This is a genomic window from Commensalibacter communis (genome assembly GCF_947179105.1).
GTDB classification, from domain to species: domain Bacteria; phylum Pseudomonadota; class Alphaproteobacteria; order Acetobacterales; family Acetobacteraceae; genus Commensalibacter; species Commensalibacter communis.
This window is the reverse complement of the sequence record NZ_CAMXCK010000001.1, coordinates 698,948-714,875: the sequence shown is the minus strand read 5'-3', so window position 1 is coordinate 714,875 and position 15,928 is coordinate 698,948. Positions and strand designations below refer to the sequence as shown.

14 protein-coding genes and 4 tRNA genes are annotated in these 15,928 nt (G+C 38.9%); all 18 read right to left on the bottom strand.

Going from position 1 to position 15,928, the window contains the following annotated elements; all coding sequences use genetic code 11:
* Nucleotides 1-19 precede the first annotated feature (19 nt).
* The 18 genes from nuoL to lon all read right to left on the bottom strand — a co-directional run bounded on the left by nuoL (nt 20) and on the right by lon (nt 15,772).
* Entirely contained in the window at nt 20-1,966 is a 1,947-nt protein-coding gene (nuoL, locus tag PQG52_RS03370) for an NADH-quinone oxidoreductase subunit L (RefSeq protein WP_271827901.1), read from the bottom strand.
* A 7-nt stretch (nt 1,967-1,973) separates the two neighbouring features.
* Nucleotides 1,974-2,294 carry an NADH-quinone oxidoreductase subunit NuoK gene (nuoK, locus tag PQG52_RS03365; RefSeq protein ID WP_271788868.1) on the bottom strand — a complete coding sequence of 107 codons (321 nt, stop codon included), beginning with the start codon at nt 2,292-2,294 and terminating at the stop codon, nt 1,974-1,976.
* Nucleotides 2,291-3,025, bottom strand: coding sequence for an NADH-quinone oxidoreductase subunit J (locus PQG52_RS03360; protein ID WP_271788869.1), 735 nt, complete (start codon nt 3,023-3,025; stop codon nt 2,291-2,293). Before PQG52_RS03360 ends, nuoK begins: the two co-directional genes overlap by 4 nt.
* Nucleotides 3,026-3,103: 78 nt before the next feature.
* The gene (gene nuoI, locus PQG52_RS03355) at nt 3,104-3,592 is read right to left on the bottom strand and encodes an NADH-quinone oxidoreductase subunit NuoI (protein WP_271788870.1); all 489 of its coding nucleotides are present in this window, start codon (nt 3,590-3,592) and stop codon (nt 3,104-3,106) included.
* Between the two features lies 1 nt (nt 3,593).
* Nucleotides 3,594-4,619: an NADH-quinone oxidoreductase subunit NuoH gene (gene nuoH, locus PQG52_RS03350; protein ID WP_271788871.1), complete on the bottom strand. Its 1,026-nt coding sequence runs from the start codon at nt 4,617-4,619 to the stop codon at nt 3,594-3,596.
* Between the two features lie 5 nt (nt 4,620-4,624).
* A complete protein-coding gene (gene nuoG, locus PQG52_RS03345) occupies nt 4,625-6,688 on the bottom strand; it encodes an NADH-quinone oxidoreductase subunit NuoG (protein WP_271827900.1) in 2,064 nt (687 codons plus the stop codon).
* Between the two features lie 9 nt (nt 6,689-6,697).
* Nucleotides 6,698-8,023, bottom strand: coding sequence for an NADH-quinone oxidoreductase subunit NuoF (nuoF, locus tag PQG52_RS03340; RefSeq protein WP_271827898.1), 1,326 nt, complete (start codon nt 8,021-8,023; stop codon nt 6,698-6,700).
* Nucleotides 8,013-8,642, bottom strand: coding sequence for a complex I 24 kDa subunit family protein (locus PQG52_RS03335; protein ID WP_271827897.1), 630 nt, complete (start codon nt 8,640-8,642; stop codon nt 8,013-8,015). The genes nuoF and PQG52_RS03335 overlap by 11 nt, the downstream gene beginning before the upstream one ends.
* A gap of 6 nt (nt 8,643-8,648) precedes the next feature.
* On the bottom strand, nt 8,649-9,902 hold the full coding sequence (locus tag PQG52_RS03330) for an NADH-quinone oxidoreductase subunit D (protein WP_271827896.1): 1,254 nt from the start codon (nt 9,900-9,902) through the stop codon (nt 8,649-8,651).
* A 33-nt stretch (nt 9,903-9,935) separates the two neighbouring features.
* Entirely contained in the window at nt 9,936-10,532 is a 597-nt protein-coding gene (locus tag PQG52_RS03325; RefSeq protein ID WP_271828174.1) for an NADH-quinone oxidoreductase subunit C, read from the bottom strand.
* 61 nt (nt 10,533-10,593) lie between these two features.
* Nucleotides 10,594-11,169, bottom strand: a complete 576-nt coding sequence (locus PQG52_RS03320) for a NuoB/complex I 20 kDa subunit family protein (protein ID WP_271788876.1) — start codon at nt 11,167-11,169, stop codon at nt 10,594-10,596.
* Between the two features lie 59 nt (nt 11,170-11,228).
* Nucleotides 11,229-11,594 (bottom strand): NADH-quinone oxidoreductase subunit A, encoded by a 366-nt coding sequence (ndhC, locus tag PQG52_RS03315; protein ID WP_271788877.1) that lies wholly within the window; start codon nt 11,592-11,594, stop codon nt 11,229-11,231.
* A 692-nt stretch (nt 11,595-12,286) separates the two neighbouring features.
* Nucleotides 12,287-12,364: transfer RNA gene (locus PQG52_RS03310), tRNA-Asp, on the bottom strand.
* 66 nt (nt 12,365-12,430) lie between these two features.
* Nucleotides 12,431-12,506: transfer RNA gene (locus PQG52_RS03305), tRNA-Val, on the bottom strand.
* Between the two features lie 32 nt (nt 12,507-12,538).
* A tRNA-Asp gene (locus PQG52_RS03300) sits at nt 12,539-12,616 on the bottom strand.
* Between the two features lie 66 nt (nt 12,617-12,682).
* Nucleotides 12,683-12,758: transfer RNA gene (locus PQG52_RS03295), tRNA-Val, on the bottom strand.
* 94 nt (nt 12,759-12,852) lie between these two features.
* Entirely contained in the window at nt 12,853-13,140 is a 288-nt protein-coding gene (locus tag PQG52_RS03290) for an HU family DNA-binding protein (RefSeq protein ID WP_008853656.1), read from the bottom strand.
* Between the two features lie 172 nt (nt 13,141-13,312).
* Entirely contained in the window at nt 13,313-15,772 is a 2,460-nt protein-coding gene (lon, locus tag PQG52_RS03285; protein WP_271827894.1) for an endopeptidase La, read from the bottom strand.
* Nucleotides 15,773-15,928 lie beyond the last annotated feature (156 nt).

The following is a 15,928-nucleotide window of genomic DNA, read 5'->3' as shown; positions in this document are numbered from 1 at the left end:
TAATCCTGACTTTCTAAAATCAATGATAGATCAGGAAAGTGGCAAGAACCACCACCAACCCAATTGCCATGGTAAACGCATAAAAAGCAAAAGATCCATTTTGTATCCAAGAAATACCTTTTGCTGAACGATCTGTAATCCGTGCAACAGCAACAGGCATTCCTTCTACAATTTCTTGATCTCCCACTTTCCACAATATTTTGGATAACGCAATATATGGACGAACAAAAATAAAATCATATAATTTGTCAAAATACCATGCATTTAATAAGAATTGATAAACTCCCTTTAATCCAGAAGCCATAATAACAGGTATTCTAGGAGCTGCAATATAACATATAAACGCAACAATAATCCCTAATATACCAAGAGCCAAGGGAGCTTTTGCAATTAGATAAGGTGTATGGTGCATTAAGGTCATAATATGATTTGTTGGCGCATTGAAAATAGAATCATTCCAAAAAGCCAATTGGTATTTTCCAATATAATATGGCGCTAAAATAAATCCACCAATTGTGGCCCCTGTTGCCAAAACACACATAGGCAAAGTCATTACAAAAGAAGATTCATGCGCATGGTCATATATTTTTTGATCTCTTGGCTTACCATGAAATACCAAAAATAGTATACGCCAGCTATAAAACGCCGTTAAGAATGCAGTAATCGCTGTCATAATCCAAGCATAATAACCAACGGTACTCCCTGACATCCAAGCAGCTTCTAAGATAGCATCTTTAGACCAATATCCTGCAAAAGGGAAAATCCCACCTAGTGCTAAACAACCGATCCACATTAACAAGCAAGTCGCAGGTAATTTCTTTGATAAACCACCCATTTTGAACATATTTTGCTCGTCATGTAATGCATGAATAACAGAACCTGCACCAAGGAACAGTAACGCTTTAAAAAAAGCATGTGTTGTCAAATGGAACATTGCAACTTGATACGCGCCAACACCAACAGCCACGAACATATACCCTAATTGAGAACAAGTGGAATATGCAATTGACTTTTTAATATCAGGTTGAGCCAATGCCACCGTTCCAGCAAAGAATGCCGTCGTTGCACCCATAATAACAATGAACATTTTAACATGTGGTGCAAATTCAACTAACGGGGACATACGTGCCATTAAGAAGATACCCGCTGTAACCATGGTTGCAGCATGAATTAATGCAGATACCGGTGTTGGGCCTTCCATCGCGTCAGGTAACCAAACATGTAAGAATAATTGAGCCGATTTGCCCATTGCCCCAATAAATAGTAATAATGCAATAAATTCATAAGCTTGAAAAGCGTAACCAAACAAATGATATTGTGTATTCGCCAGTTCAGGAATTTTATGAAAAATATCATCATAAAATACAGAACCAGATAGTATAAATAATACGCAAATACCAATAAGAAAGAACAAATCAGCAATACGGTTTACGACAAATGCTTTAATCGCTGCTGCAACAGCTGAAGGACGTGTATACCAATATCCAATCAATAAATAACTGGATAAACCAACAGCTTCCCAACCAAAGAATAATTCAATTAAATTATCTGAGGTAATCAACATTAACATACTAAACGTAAATAATGATAAATATGCAAAGAAACGATAAGTTGGCATGGTTTCATGAGACATGTAACCAATGCTGTAAATATGCACGAGCAAAGACACACTTGTAACCATGGTTAACATGGATACTGAAAGCATATCCATTCTTAGATACCAGCTGACGTTAAAACTACCAGCATGGATCCAATCAAATAATGGTACTATCGTACTGCTAATACCAGAATGCAACATGTTTCCCAATACACACCATGAGAACACAACTGCAATCAACATTCCTAAAATAGCAATAAATTTAGCAAAATTATCGCCAAGAACTCTACCTAATAAACCTGCAATTAAAAATCCACCCAAAGGGGCAAAGACAGATATTGCAAACAACGACGATGTTATCGGTGCCATTTTCTTGTTACCCTTTCATCATCGTTGCATCTTGAACTTCGACAGAATGACGATTTCGATAGTAAACCATCACAATTGCCAAACCAATTGCAGACTCAGCTGCAGCAACGGTTAAAGTAAACATAACCAAAACTTGACCCGTCAAATTTTCTAAAGCTGAAGAAAAAGCAATTAAATTAAGATTAGCAGACAAAAGCATTAATTCAATTGACATCAAAATAACAATTAAATTCTTTCTACTTGCAAAAATGCCAAACAAACCAATTGTAAACAAAAGCCCACTTACAATTAAATAAGGAGCAAGCCCTACTGTATTCAAAATATTCATTTTGATTGCTCCCGTTCTTGTCTTTTTTCTGTGATATCCATCTTATCTCCAGGCTTTGGTCCGAATGAATCCTCTTGAGCAATGCCATAGTAAGTTTCTTTTGGTCTTAAATAGCCGCCCAAATCATCAACTCCTTTATTCAATTCGACTGAACGCATTTCCAATGTCTGATTAGGTTCACGCATATGTTGACGAGCAACAACCTGTCTACGGTTAGTTGGACGCTTACGCAGGGTCAAAACAATGGCGCCAATCATCGCAACCAATAAAACTAAACCAGCCATCTGGAACAAGAAAATATAATTTGTATAAATTAATGAACCTAAAGCCTTGGTATTCGACATGTTTTGCAATAAAGGTTGACGTGCAGCCTCCGCAACATTTGGGTCTATATGCCAATTAATTGCAACAATAATTAACTCTACAACTAACACAATAGCGATACAAAAACCAACAGGCAAATAATGTTGCATTCCCTCCTTAAGTTGAACCAGATTGGTTTGCATGGTCATGACAATGAAAAGGAACAAAATCATCACTGCACCAGCGTAAATCGCAATCAGTAAGATCGCCAAAAATTCAGCACCAGCAATCAGAAATAATCCTGAGGCGTTACAAAACGCTAGAACCAAAAACAGAGCAGCATGAACAGAATTGCGAGAAATAACAACCATCACGGCTGATAACAGCAAAATCACTGCAAAAATATAAAAAAGAATAATTGGCATCATGCCCCAGATCCTTTGTGTAGGGGCACAAGGCCTATTTGTAATAAAAACATGTTATCCATCATTGTTATTAATTCCCACCTACCGATAAGGGGCATCCTGTTCCAACCGAAGTGCCAAAGCACTTTCCCATTGATCGCCATTGGATAATAATTTTTGTTTATTATACATCAACTCTTCTCTGGTTTCGGTTGCAAACTCGTAATTTGGTCCTTGAACAATCGCATCCACAGGACAGGCTTCTTGACATAAACCACAATAAATACATTTGGTCATATCAATGTCATATCGCGTAGTTCTTCTTGAACCGTCATTTCTTGACTCTGATTCAATTGTAATTGCTTCGGCAGGACATGTCGCTTCACAAAGTTTACAAGCAATACAACGTTCTTCACCATTTGCATAGCGGCGTAACGCATGCTCTCCACGAAAGCGAGGAGACAATGGGCTTTTTTCGTAAGGATAATTAATCGTTGCTTTTGGTTTAAAAAAGTAACGTAATGTGATCCCTAAGCCAGTCAGTAACTCCGACAACAAAAAGGATCGCGCGGTTCTATCGATAAACCCCATTTTAAGCTGCTCCTCCATAAATACCAATGCCCGTAGCCATCATAAACCCTGCGGTCAACACAACCCAAGCTAATGTAAATGGCAAGAATACTTTCCAACCTAGGCGCATTAATTGATCATAACGATATCTTGGGAAAGCACTTCTGACCCAAATAAAGCAGAACAAGCAAATTAAAATCTTAATAATTAACCAGAAAGGTCCTGGGATCCATGTAAATGGAACATAATCAAGTGGAGGTAACCAACCACCTAAAAATAAAATACTGATAATGGCTGACATCAAAATCATATTCCCATATTCAGCCAAGAAAAATAAACCAAATGCCATGGATGAATATTCTGCAAAGAATCCTGCAACCAATTCACTTTCACCAACAGCAAAATCAAATGGTGGTCGGTTTGTTTCTGCTAAACAAGAAATAAAGAAAATGATGAACATAGGAAACATTGGTAAAAAAAACCAAACATGACGTTGTGCCAACACAATGTCATTCAAATTGGCACTACCAACTAACAATAATACAGAAGCAATAACTAGCCCCATTGCTAATTCATAAGAAATCATCTGAGCCGCAGCACGCATCGCACCAAGCAATGCATATTTTGAGTTTGATCCCCAACCTGCAAGCAATGTTGCATAAATGCTGACTGAAGAAATCGCTAATAAATACAAAATACCTATGTTTAAGTTCGCTACAGCCCAGCCATCATTCGCTGGAATAACGGCCCAAGCAAGCATAGAAAGCGAAAACCCAAGAATAGGCGCAATAAAAAAAAGAACTCTATTTGCTTTGGCAGGAATAATGGTTTCTTTAAAAATCATTTTCACGGCATCAGCAAATGGTTGCAATAACCCAAAAGGTCCCACCACGTTCGGTCCTTTACGCAGCATGATTGCAGCCAATACTTTACGCTCGATCCATGTCAGATAAGCAACCCCGATCAGTAAGGGAACTAAGACAGCAAGAACTTTTAAAACAATCAGAATAATCGATCCAACCATCGTATGTAAAAAGAAATGTTCCACGTCGATTACTCCGCTGCCTCAGCCGAAGGTGCATATCGCAACTTCGAACATTCGTTCATTGTCAAACTTGCCCGACTGATAGAATTCGTTAAGAAATAGTCTGAAATAACAGCTGTAAGTGGTTGTTTTTCAAAGTTTCCTTGCGCACCATCACCAACAGAAACATTCACAGAATTTTTAACCAACCCGCATTGTGCGAAAACTGGATTCACCTCTGCCATATATTGGCGCAATGTTTCTAAATTTTGATAAGGTTGTTCAAAAGCTAGAGCTTGACCAATAGAGTAAATCACTGACCATTCTTCTTTTGCTTCACCTGGAGGACAAATTGCACGGAAACTACGTTGGACACGCCCTTCTGTATTTACATAAGTGCCTGATTTTTCTGTATAAGTAGCACCTGGTAAAATCACATCAGCACGAGATGCTGCTCTTTCTCCATGATGCCCTTGGTAAATGACAAAACATTCTGAACTTAATGCAGAAAGACCCACCTCATCAGCACCCAACATCCACAATACATCAACACCACCATTTATCATAGCAGCAACATCTTTACCTTGTCCTTGAGGAATAAAGCCCAAATCAAGACCTGCTACACGAGATGCTACATGGTGTAAGATATTAAATCCATTCCAATCTTTAGAGACCGCGCCTATAGCATTTGCTAAAGCTATCGTTTTTTCAAAAATAACCTTGGAATCAGGACGGGTCAACGCGCCATGCCCTAAAATAATCATTGGACGTTTTGCATTTTTCAAAATGTCTACAAACGCATGATTACCAGCTAATAGTTCGTTAATTAGTTCTGGGCTTTCACCTAAATGATCTACTTTATAAGTTGGGTCATCAGGAAGCTCTCCAATATAAGCGATTGGGAATTGTTCTGTTAGAGATAACCAACGTTTACGAATACGCGCATTTAATACAGGCGCTTCTTGCCTTGGAAATGAACCAATTACTAATAAAGCATCCGCATCTTCTATCCCTACAATGGAGCTATTAAACACGTAATGGCCGCGTTCAGAGATATCATAATACGCATTATCTTGACGACAATCTGTATTTGCAGATCCTAATCCATTTACCAAATGTTTTAATGCCAACATACTTTCAGCATCACACAAATCACCGGCAATGGCACCAATACGATCTGCTGCAACTGTTTTTAATTTATCCGCAACATATTGGATGGTTTCAGTCCAAGAAGCTTCAACAAGTTTCCCATTCTTTTTGATCCATGGACGATCAAGGCGACGGCGCTTAAGACCATCTAAAGAAAAACGTCCTTTGTCAGAAAGCCACTCCTCGTTCACATCGTCATTTTTGCGAGGCAACACACGCATAACTTCATTACCACGTATTTGCAACATGATATTTGTGCCAACTGCATCAACGACGTCAATAGAATCTGTATTTTTTAATTCCCACGAACGATAATGGAACGCTGTTGGTTTAGATGTTAACGCACCAACTGGACATACATCAATCAAGTTGCCAGAAAGCTCTGACACTAAACTTTGTTCAATAAAAGGGGTAATTTCTAAACTAGTACCACGATAAATACCGCCTAGTTCAGCCGTCCCAGCAATTTCATTGGTAAAGCGAATACAACGTGTACATTGAATACAACGTGTCATCACGGTGCGGATCAATGGACCCATATATTTATCAACTACAGCACGCTTTTCATCAGTATAACGTGAACAATCCCGTCCATATCCAACTGCTTGATCCTGCAAATCACACTCACCACCCTGATCGCAAATTGGACAATCCAAAGGATGGTTTATTAACAAAAGCTCCATCGTGCTTCGTCGTGCTGTTCGGATCGTTTCAGAATCTGTTGTGACATGCATCCCTTCCATAACAGGATGAGAACAAGAAGAAACTAACGGTTTACGAGCCCCCGTAATCTCCACCATACACATTCTGCAATTACCCGCAACGGATAGCTTGTCATGATAACAAAAACGAGGAATCTCCTTCCCTGCAGCTTCACAAGCTTGCAATACAGAAGAACCATTTGGTACTTCTACAGGAATACCATCTACGATTACTTTTGCCATATCCCTTACCTAAAAGCTCCCTATTGCCGCATCACTTGGAACCTGGATTTGTGAGGTCCCACCACGTGATTTTTTATAATCCATAATCCGTTGTTCCATTACAGGGCGAAAATTACGAATTAATGCTTGAACAGGCCAAGCAACGGACATTCCCATTGCACAAATTGTTGTGTTTTCAATGTTTTTGGTAACATCCATCAACATATCAATTTCTTCAATTTCTGCACGCCCCTCGGTCATGCGTTGCATAACTTTCAGAACCCAGATTGAACCTTCACGACATGGTGTACATTGTCCACAACTTTCATGCTTATAAAATTTTGAAAGTAATGTTACTGCACGAATAATGTCCGTTGATTTATCCATCACCACCATACATGCAGTCCCTAAACCAGAGCCAGCGTCTCGTAAACCATCAAAGTCGAATAGAGTAGATTCACAGGTTTCTTTGTTTAACATTGGCATTGAGGTACCACCTGGAATAACTGCTAATAAATTATCCCATCCACCACGAACACCACCACCATGCTTTTCAATAACATCTTTGATTGGTAGACCCAAAGCCTCTTCAAAAACACAAGGCGTGTTTACATGACCAGAAATAGCCATTAATTTTGGTCCAGTATTATTTGGACGACCAATTCCTGCAAACCAGGCAGACCCACGGCGCAAAATTGTTGGTGTCACAGAAATGCTTTCGACGTTATTAATGGTTGTTGGACAACCATATAATCCTTTACCCGCAGGAAAAGGTGGCTTCAGGCGAGGTTGCCCTTTTTTGCCCTCCAAACTTTCCAGCTGAGCCGTTTCTTCACCACAAATATAAGCTCCTGCACCACGGTGAATATAAAAGTCAAAGTCCCAACCACTGCCACAGGCATTTTTTCCGATCAAACCTGCTTCATAAGCCTCATCAATCGCAGCCTGCAACCGATTTGCTTCATTATAATATTCACCACGAATATAAATATACGCAGTATGAGCCCCAATTGCAAAAGAAGCCAATAAAGCACCTTCAACAATTTTATGCGGTTCATGCCGCATGACTTCACGATCTTTACACGTACCTGGTTCAGACTCATCGCCATTAATAACAAGATAATGGGGCAATGGTCCTTCATTTTTAGGCATAAAAGACCATTTTAACCCAGTAGAGAACCCTGCACCACCACGACCACGTAAACCAGAATCAATAACAGTTTTGATAACTGTTTCACGTCCCAAAGCAAGTATGTCTTTTGTATTATCCCAATCACCTCGGCGGCGTGCGCCTGCCAATTTCCAATCATCTTGGCCATGTAAATTAAGATAAATACGATCCTTATCACTTAACATCTTTGGCCTCTGTATTTTGTGAAAATTTCTTACCTATGGGTGCAGAGTTAAAACGATCAATCATTGAACCATGTGCAGGCTTATTCCCTTGTCGCAATAGGTCAATTAATTTAGTCGTGCTCTCTGCCGTCATATCTTCATAATAATCATGATCAACCTGCAAAATTGGCGCATTCGCACACGCACCTAAACATTCAACCTCGGAAAGTGTAAACATACCATCATTACTGGTTTGTCCAAATTCCTTAATCCCAGTTGCATTTTTACAAGCCGTAACAATATCATCTGAGCCTCGCAACCAACAAGGCGTTGTTCCACAAACTTGCAGATGATACTGACCAATAGGTTCCAAATTGAACATTGTATAAAATGTTGCAACTTCGTAAACACGCACAGGTGAGATTTCTAAGCGTTTTGCAACGACAGACATCGCAACCTTTGGAACCCATGCGCTTTTGGTTTGACGATTCATCTGATTTTGAACCACGTATAATAACGAAATAACAGCACTAGCTTTCCGTGCAGCTGGATATTTTGTTAGTATTTTTTCAATTTGCTGTTCGCTTTCCTGATCGAAAGTAAATTCAGCAGGTTGTATATTCATAGATTTCTCTGACATAACGCCCTATCTATCCACTTCACCAAAAACCAAATCCATAGAGCCAATAATCGCCACCATATCAGCCAACATATGACGATGCGACAACTCACCCAATGCTTGCAAATGAGAGAAACCAGTTGGGCGTATTTTACAACGATATGGTTTTGTTCCACCATCCGCAACCAAATAAACTCCAAATTCCCCTTTAGGACTTTCTACTGCTGTGTATGTTGTCCCAGCAGGAACATGGAACCCGCCACTATAAAGTTTAAAATGATTAATCAAAGCTTCCATAGAATGCTTCATATCTTTACGCTTTGGTGGTGAAATCTTTTCGTTTTCAACCTTAATTGCGCCAGGTTGCATTTTATTTAAACATTGTTCAATGATTTTCGCACTTTCACGCATCTCGATAATTCTGATTAAATACCGATCATAAGAATCACCTTGGCGGGCAACTGGGACTTGGAATTCAACCTTATCATAATTATCATAAGGCTGAGAACGACGCAAATCCCATGGCACACCAGATGCACGTAAACAAGGACCTGAAAAGCCCCAAGATAATGCTTCCTCAGTTGTGCAAACACCAATACCAACCGTTCTTTGTTTCCAAATACGATTATTGGTTAAAAGACCCTCTATGTCGTCAACAATCTTTGGAAAATGTTGAACCCATTTACCAATTTTATCTTCCATACCAGCTGGTAAATCTTTTGCTACACCGCCATGACGGAAGTAATTAGCATGAAAACGTGCACCAGATACGCCTTCATAGAATTCCATTAATCTTTCGCGTTCCTCATAAGCCCACAATGCGGGTGTCATCGCACCACAATCCAAGCCCATCGCCGTTACGTTCAACAGATGATTCAAAATACGGGTAATTTCTGCAAATAGAACACGTATCCATTTTGCCCTATCAGGCACGTCAACACGCAATAACTTTTCAGTCGCAAGAACATAAGCATGCTCTTCACTCATTGGTGAAGCATAGTCTAGACGATCAAAATAAGGCAAACCTTTATGATACGCTTTATGCTCTAGTAATTTTTCCGTTCCACGATGTAACAAACCGATATGCGGTGTTGCACGCTTGATAACTTCCCCTTCTAATTCCATCACAACACGCAGCACACCATGTGCAGATGGATGTTGAGGGCCAAAATTCAACGTATGAGAATCACCAGATAAAACTCGAGAAATATTTTGCTTTACTTGAGCATTTAATTCCTCTGTTTTGGTTGCCAATTCTTTTTTTAAAACTTCACTACTCATCAAATATCCTTTTGCCGACTACACTGCATGTTATTACAAAGAATACGGCTTAATATTTTGACGTTTCTCATGAATTTTTTCATCACCTGGCAAGGTAACTAAACCTTCCCAAGGAGAATCAAAGTCAAAATCTCTCATATCCTGTGTTAGTTTAACAGGTTCATAAACCACTTTATTTTGATCAGCATCATAGCGCACCTCAACATATCCTGTTAAAGGAAAATCTTTGCGTAAAGGATGACCATCAAAACCATAATCTGTTAAAATACGACGCAAATCAGGTTGACCAGAGAATAAAACGCCAAACATATCATAACATTCGCGTTCCCACCAATCTGCACATTTCCATAAATCACGAACAGAAGGAACAGGAGTTTGCTCATCGGTATGCGTAATTACTCGAATGCGTTGATTTAATGAAACAGATAGTAGATTATAAACAATATCAAAGCGATCTGCACGTTGCGGATAATCGGCACCGCACAAATCCATTAATTGTTCATAACGACATAAGGGGTGCTCTTTGAGCAAAATAAGCAAATCCACAAGATGATCTAACTCAACCAGCACAACAAGCTCATCTTGCTCGAAATCAGTTTTAATAACCCCTTTGACAGAGGTACATAACATAAAACCAATCGCCTCCAAACGAGGTGTATTTACATAGCTTTTATTATATGTATCAATATGATCAACCACGAATAATTGTCCCTGTCCGTTGAATTTTCTTCTTGAGCAACATAATCCCGTAAATCAAAGCTTCTGCCGTTGGTGGGCAACCCGGTACGTAAACATCAACAGGAATAATACGATCACACCCTCTGACGACAGAGTAAGAATAATGATAATATCCCCCCCCATTCGCACAAGACCCCATAGACAAAACCCAACGAGGCTCAGACATTTGATCGTACAAACGTCTTAAAGCAGGAGCCATTTTATTGGTTACGGTTCCTGCAACCAACATCACATCTGCTTGACGAGGTGATCCCATCGGAACAACCCCCATACGATCTAAGTCATACCGTGGCATATAAGCATGAATCATCTCAACAGCACAACAAGCCAACCCAAAAGTCATCGGCCAAAGACTGCCTGTTCTGCCCCAGTTAATTAATTGATCCAGCTTTGCAACCACAAACCCTTTGTCTGTAATTGCCCCAGTAATACCTTTTATAACGGCATCTTGCTCTGACCCTGGCGGCAAAGCATCCTGATTCCAATAGACTTTTTCAAGACCAGAGTTTTCTGTTGTATTCTGATTCATCACAATCTCATTTACAGATATAAATCTGTTTAATAGTTACGCACTTACTCTTTGTGAACCTAGTCCCACTCTAATGCGCCCTTGCACCATTCGTATATAAAACCAACGGTTAAAACGACTAGAAAAGCAAGCATTGAAAAAAAACCAAACATTCCAATTTTTGAAAGCGTTAATGCCCACGGAAACAAAAACACCATTTCAAGATCAAAAATAGTAAATAGGATGCCTACTAGGTAATAGCGAACATCAAATAATTGACGTGCATCCTCAAACGCTGGAAATCCGCATTCATAAGGAGAATTTTTTTCAGCATAAGGTTTTTGTTTGGCACAAAATAACGCCGCCCCTAACATGGCACATGCTATAATTAATGAAATTACTCCAAAAATCAGCACTGGTAAATAATTACCTAAAATAGCTTGCATGAGATAACTCTTTAGCTTCTATAATAATTAACATCATCAACAAATATTGAATATTGTTAATCTTATAACAGACAATAAAATAAAATTATACTGCTAATCTGTATTTTTTACAGATACATATTAAAAATCCATCAACTAAACAGACCTCTTTAAATATAAATATGTACATTAATGATAGCTATATCAACGTTATAGTCAAACTCATTACATAACTTCGAATAAAATATTTATTACTCATCAATTAAACAGTTCATTCAGTTTAATATAACGAAACCCTTCACGTTAATTTTGTAGAAAATTCTTTATTTTTCAAAAATAATAACAATAAATTAAGCTTTTAGAATTTGATGATTTCGTGTGCTATCGAGGCTTTCTATTAATAATTTTAAGTTTTTGCTGACAGACAAATGTATTACATAATATTAGTAAAGCGTCACAACCATCTATACAAAAATTCATTTCGTATCAATACCAGTCTTACTGACTTACATTATAGTCTTTGTATAAAAATTGATATTTGTCTTCATCAAAAAATCCGTTTTTAAAGATCAGATAATTGAGAATACAACGCCATATGCCCAAAATCATAAAATAAATTTGAAATCTGAAAATTACAAATTGAAAAAAGTAAATATCTTTATTAGGAATTTTATATTGATATGAATAAGATTCTTTTAATTTATATATTATTATGGCGCGAGTGACGGGGCTCGAACCCGCGACCTTCGGCGTGACAGGCCGACGCTCTAACCAAACTGAGCTACACCCGCGCAGGGTATTATCATCTTTACAGACTAGTCACTATTTTAAAGCATTAACACTGCCTTAAAACTTTATGGTGGGCGATGACAGGCTCGAACTGCCGACCCTCTCGGTGTAAACGAGATGCTCTACCAACTGAGCTAATCGCCCATTATTTTTAAAGAAAAATAACAAACTTTTAATGGCGCGAGTGACGGGGCTCGAACCCGCGACCTTCGGCGTGACAGGCCGACGCTCTAACCAAACTGAGCTACACCCGCGCAGGGTATTTTCGTCTTTACAGACTAGTCACTATTTCAAAGCATTAACACTGCCTTAAAATTTTATGGTGGGCGATGACAGGCTCGAACTGCCGACCCTCTCGGTGTAAACGAGATGCTCTACCAACTGAGCTAATCGCCCTTGCTCTATTTGAACTTAACGTTTTTAACAGAACAACGACTTCATAGCATCGAAGCCGTTGTCTGTCTAGTCGTTTTTTTCAAATAACTTGAAACTATTTGCTAACAGCTTCTTTTAGTAATTTTCCAGGTTTGAAACGAACAGAAATAGATGCTGGAATATCAATCTCTTCGCCTGTACGAGGGTTACGACCTTTTGCTGCTTTACGTGTTGCGGTGACAAAGCTACCAAAACCAACAAGACGCACTTCTTGTTTTTTAGCAAGTGTTTCTTCAATTGTGCTCAACACTGCATCTACAACCTCTGCAGATTTTGCTTTTGATAGATCAACTTTTTCTGCAACAGCAGCAACGAGTTCTTGTTTATTAAGCGGCTTTTCCATTTATTTTATCTTTCCACTATAGTGAGGATACAAAAAATTATATCTTTTGGACTGTATCATTAATCCATACTCAAGACTATTGAAGCACTTTGGCTGAACGTCAACCATTCTCTGTGCTTCAACAGGCTTTTTCTTACATTTATTCCATGCCAGGTTGCAAGATCATCACATTTTAATGTGTCAAAGGCACTTCTTGAGCAGATGTATCAGCAATTTTTATCGATTCTGCTGTTTCATCTGGTTCAATAGATTCGTATGGACGAATCAATGCTTTGATAATCACTTCATCGGCATTAGAAACAGGAATAATTGTTAGATTGCTTTTAACGACTTCTGGAACATCAATCAAATCTTTTTCATTCTCTTTTGGAATGAAAACCGTTTTAATTCCTGCACGCAAAGCAGCTAGCAACTTTTCTTTTAACCCACCAATTGCCAACACACGACCACGAAGTGTAATTTCCCCTGTCATCGCCACATCGCGACGGATAGGTATCCCAGTCATCGCACTGACAATGCTGGTTGCCATAGCGACACCAGCAGAAGGACCATCTTTAGGAGTAGCCCCTTCTGGCACATGAACGTGAATATCTTTCTTATCAAATAGCTCTGGTTTAATTCCAAATTGGAATGCTCGGCTTTTTACATAAGAAAGTGCCGCCACAACACTCTCTTGCATCACATCGCCCAATTTACCCGTGTGTTTAATTTGGCCTTTACCAGGTACAGTCACACTTTCTATGTGTAAGATATCACCACCGACCTCCGTCCAAGCCAAACCAGTCACAATTCCGATTAAGTCTTCACTTTCACTTTCACCATAACGGAATCGCTTAACACCTGCATAACCCTCTAAATTATCGAGAGTAACAGCAACATGATCGCATTCACCCACAACAATTTTGCGAACAATCTTACGAGCAATCTTAGCAATTTCACGCTCTAAGTTACGAACGCCAGCCTCTCGCGTATAAGTTCTGACCAGCTCACGAAGCACATCATCAGATACAGACCATTCTTTTAGCTTAAGATTATGCGCCTCACCTTGCTTTTTAATCAAATGACGACGTGCGATTTCAACCTTTTCATCCTCTGTATATCCGGAAAGACGAATGATTTCCATACGATCTAATAATGGTTGAGGCATATTGTAGCTGTTAGCCGTTGTAATAAACATTACATCAGAAAGATCATAGTCGACTTCTAGATAATGATCAGCAAAGGTTGAATTTTGCTCTGGATCCAATACTTCTAATAAAGCTGAGGTAGGATCACCGCGCCAATCTGAACCAAGCTTATCGATCTCATCCAATAAAAATAAGGGATTCGAAGTGCCAGCTTTTTTCATGCCTTGTACGATTTTACCTGGCATTGCACCAATATACGTCCGACGATGGCCACGAATCTCTGCCTCATCACGTACACCACCCAAAGCCATACGCACATATTCACGACCCGTCGCTTTGGCAATAGAGCGTGCCAAAGAAGTCTTACCCACACCAGGGGGACCAACCAAGCACAGAATCGGCCCTTTGAGTTTGGAGGCTCGAACTTGAACCGCTAGGTACTCAAGAATTCGTTCTTTTACTTTTTCTAGACCGTAATGATCTTGATTTAAAATTTTTTCTGCATTTTTTAGATCTCTTGAAATCTTAGAACGTTTTTTCCAAGGAATCCCCACGATCCAATCTAAATAATTTCTTACAACGGTCGCTTCTGCGGACATTGGACTCATAGTGCGCAATTTTTTAAGATCGGATAATGCTTTATCTCTTGCCTCTTTGCTTAAACGAGTCTTTTTGATTTTCTCTTCGAGTTCAGACAATTCATCTTTGCCATCTTCCCCCTCGCCCAACTCTTTTTGGATGGCTTTCATTTGCTCATTCAAATAATATTCGCGCTGAGTTTTTTCCATTTGTTTCTTAACGCGATTTCGAATGCGTTTTTCAACCTGCAAAACCCCTAGCTCTGCTTCCAAATGTTCAAGTAGCTTTTCAAGACGTTCTTCAACAGGAATCGTCTCTAAAATGGTTTGTTTATCGGCAACTTTAAGATTTAAATGGCTGGTAATCGTATCTACAAGTTTATATGGATTATCGATCTGATTAACCGCCACCAGAACTTCGGGAGCAATGGATTTATTTAATTTGATATATTGCTCAAATTGAGTCGTGACCGTTCGTTGTAAAGCATCAAGCTCTTTGTTTGATTCATTATCTACTTCTTCAATAATCTCAATATCAGCCTCGAAAAAAGCTTCACGATCATAAAGTGTTTTGACCCTTGCCCTTTGAAATCCTTCTACTAGAACTTTAATCGTTCCGTCTGGCAGCTTTAGAATTTGAAGAATCGACGCGACGGTACCAAAATGATAAATATCATTTTCGGTTGGATCTTCTAGGGATGCGTCTTTTTGAGAAACCAATAAAATTTGGTTGCGTTGACTTTCAACTTTTTCCAGCGCTTTTACCGATTTTTCCCGTCCCACAAACAAAGGAACAATCATGTGAGGAAAAACAACAATATCCCTCAAAGGTAATACTGCAATTAACCCTGAATTTGTCTGTTCTTGTACATCTGTTTGTTCCACTTCAATATCATTGCTTAAAGTGTTATCTTTTTTTTCTGTCATAAACTATGACCTCCTCATTGGACGATCTTTTTAAAACAAAGCGCCCAAAATTGGCACGCTTTATTGTATAATAATTACCTTTTATTAATATCTTTTTGTTAATGAAAATATGACTAACTAAAGAGTAGCAAAATTCAAAAGCTATGTTGTAACACT

What these genes read in the sequence shown, in the direction of transcription:
- PQG52_RS03325 (WP_271828174.1), bottom strand. Translation starts at nt 10,532, where the DNA reads ATGTTATGTACCTCTGTCAAAGGGGTTATTAAAACTGATTTCGAGCAA.
- nuoI (WP_271788870.1), bottom strand. Translation starts at nt 3,592, where the DNA reads ATGGGGTTTATCGATAGAACCGCGCGATCCTTTTTGTTGTCGGAGTTA.
- PQG52_RS03320 (WP_271788876.1), bottom strand. Translation starts at nt 11,169, where the DNA reads ATGAATCAGAATACAACAGAAAACTCTGGTCTTGAAAAAGTCTATTGG.
- nuoF (WP_271827898.1), bottom strand. Translation starts at nt 8,023, where the DNA reads ATGTTAAGTGATAAGGATCGTATTTATCTTAATTTACATGGCCAAGAT.
- nuoG (WP_271827900.1), bottom strand. Translation starts at nt 6,688, where the DNA reads ATGGCAAAAGTAATCGTAGATGGTATTCCTGTAGAAGTACCAAATGGT.
- PQG52_RS03290 (WP_008853656.1), bottom strand. Translation starts at nt 13,140, where the DNA reads ATGGAAAAGCCGCTTAATAAACAAGAACTCGTTGCTGCTGTTGCAGAA.
- ndhC (WP_271788877.1), bottom strand. Translation starts at nt 11,594, where the DNA reads ATGCAAGCTATTTTAGGTAATTATTTACCAGTGCTGATTTTTGGAGTA.
- PQG52_RS03360 (WP_271788869.1), bottom strand. Translation starts at nt 3,025, where the DNA reads ATGATGCCAATTATTCTTTTTTATATTTTTGCAGTGATTTTGCTGTTA.
- PQG52_RS03335 (WP_271827897.1), bottom strand. Translation starts at nt 8,642, where the DNA reads ATGTCAGAGAAATCTATGAATATACAACCTGCTGAATTTACTTTCGAT.
- lon (WP_271827894.1), bottom strand. Translation starts at nt 15,772, where the DNA reads ATGACAGAAAAAAAAGATAACACTTTAAGCAATGATATTGAAGTGGAA.
- nuoK (WP_271788868.1), bottom strand. Translation starts at nt 2,294, where the DNA reads ATGAATATTTTGAATACAGTAGGGCTTGCTCCTTATTTAATTGTAAGT.
- nuoL (WP_271827901.1), bottom strand. Translation starts at nt 1,966, where the DNA reads ATGGCACCGATAACATCGTCGTTGTTTGCAATATCTGTCTTTGCCCCT.
- PQG52_RS03330 (WP_271827896.1), bottom strand. Translation starts at nt 9,902, where the DNA reads ATGAGTAGTGAAGTTTTAAAAAAAGAATTGGCAACCAAAACAGAGGAA.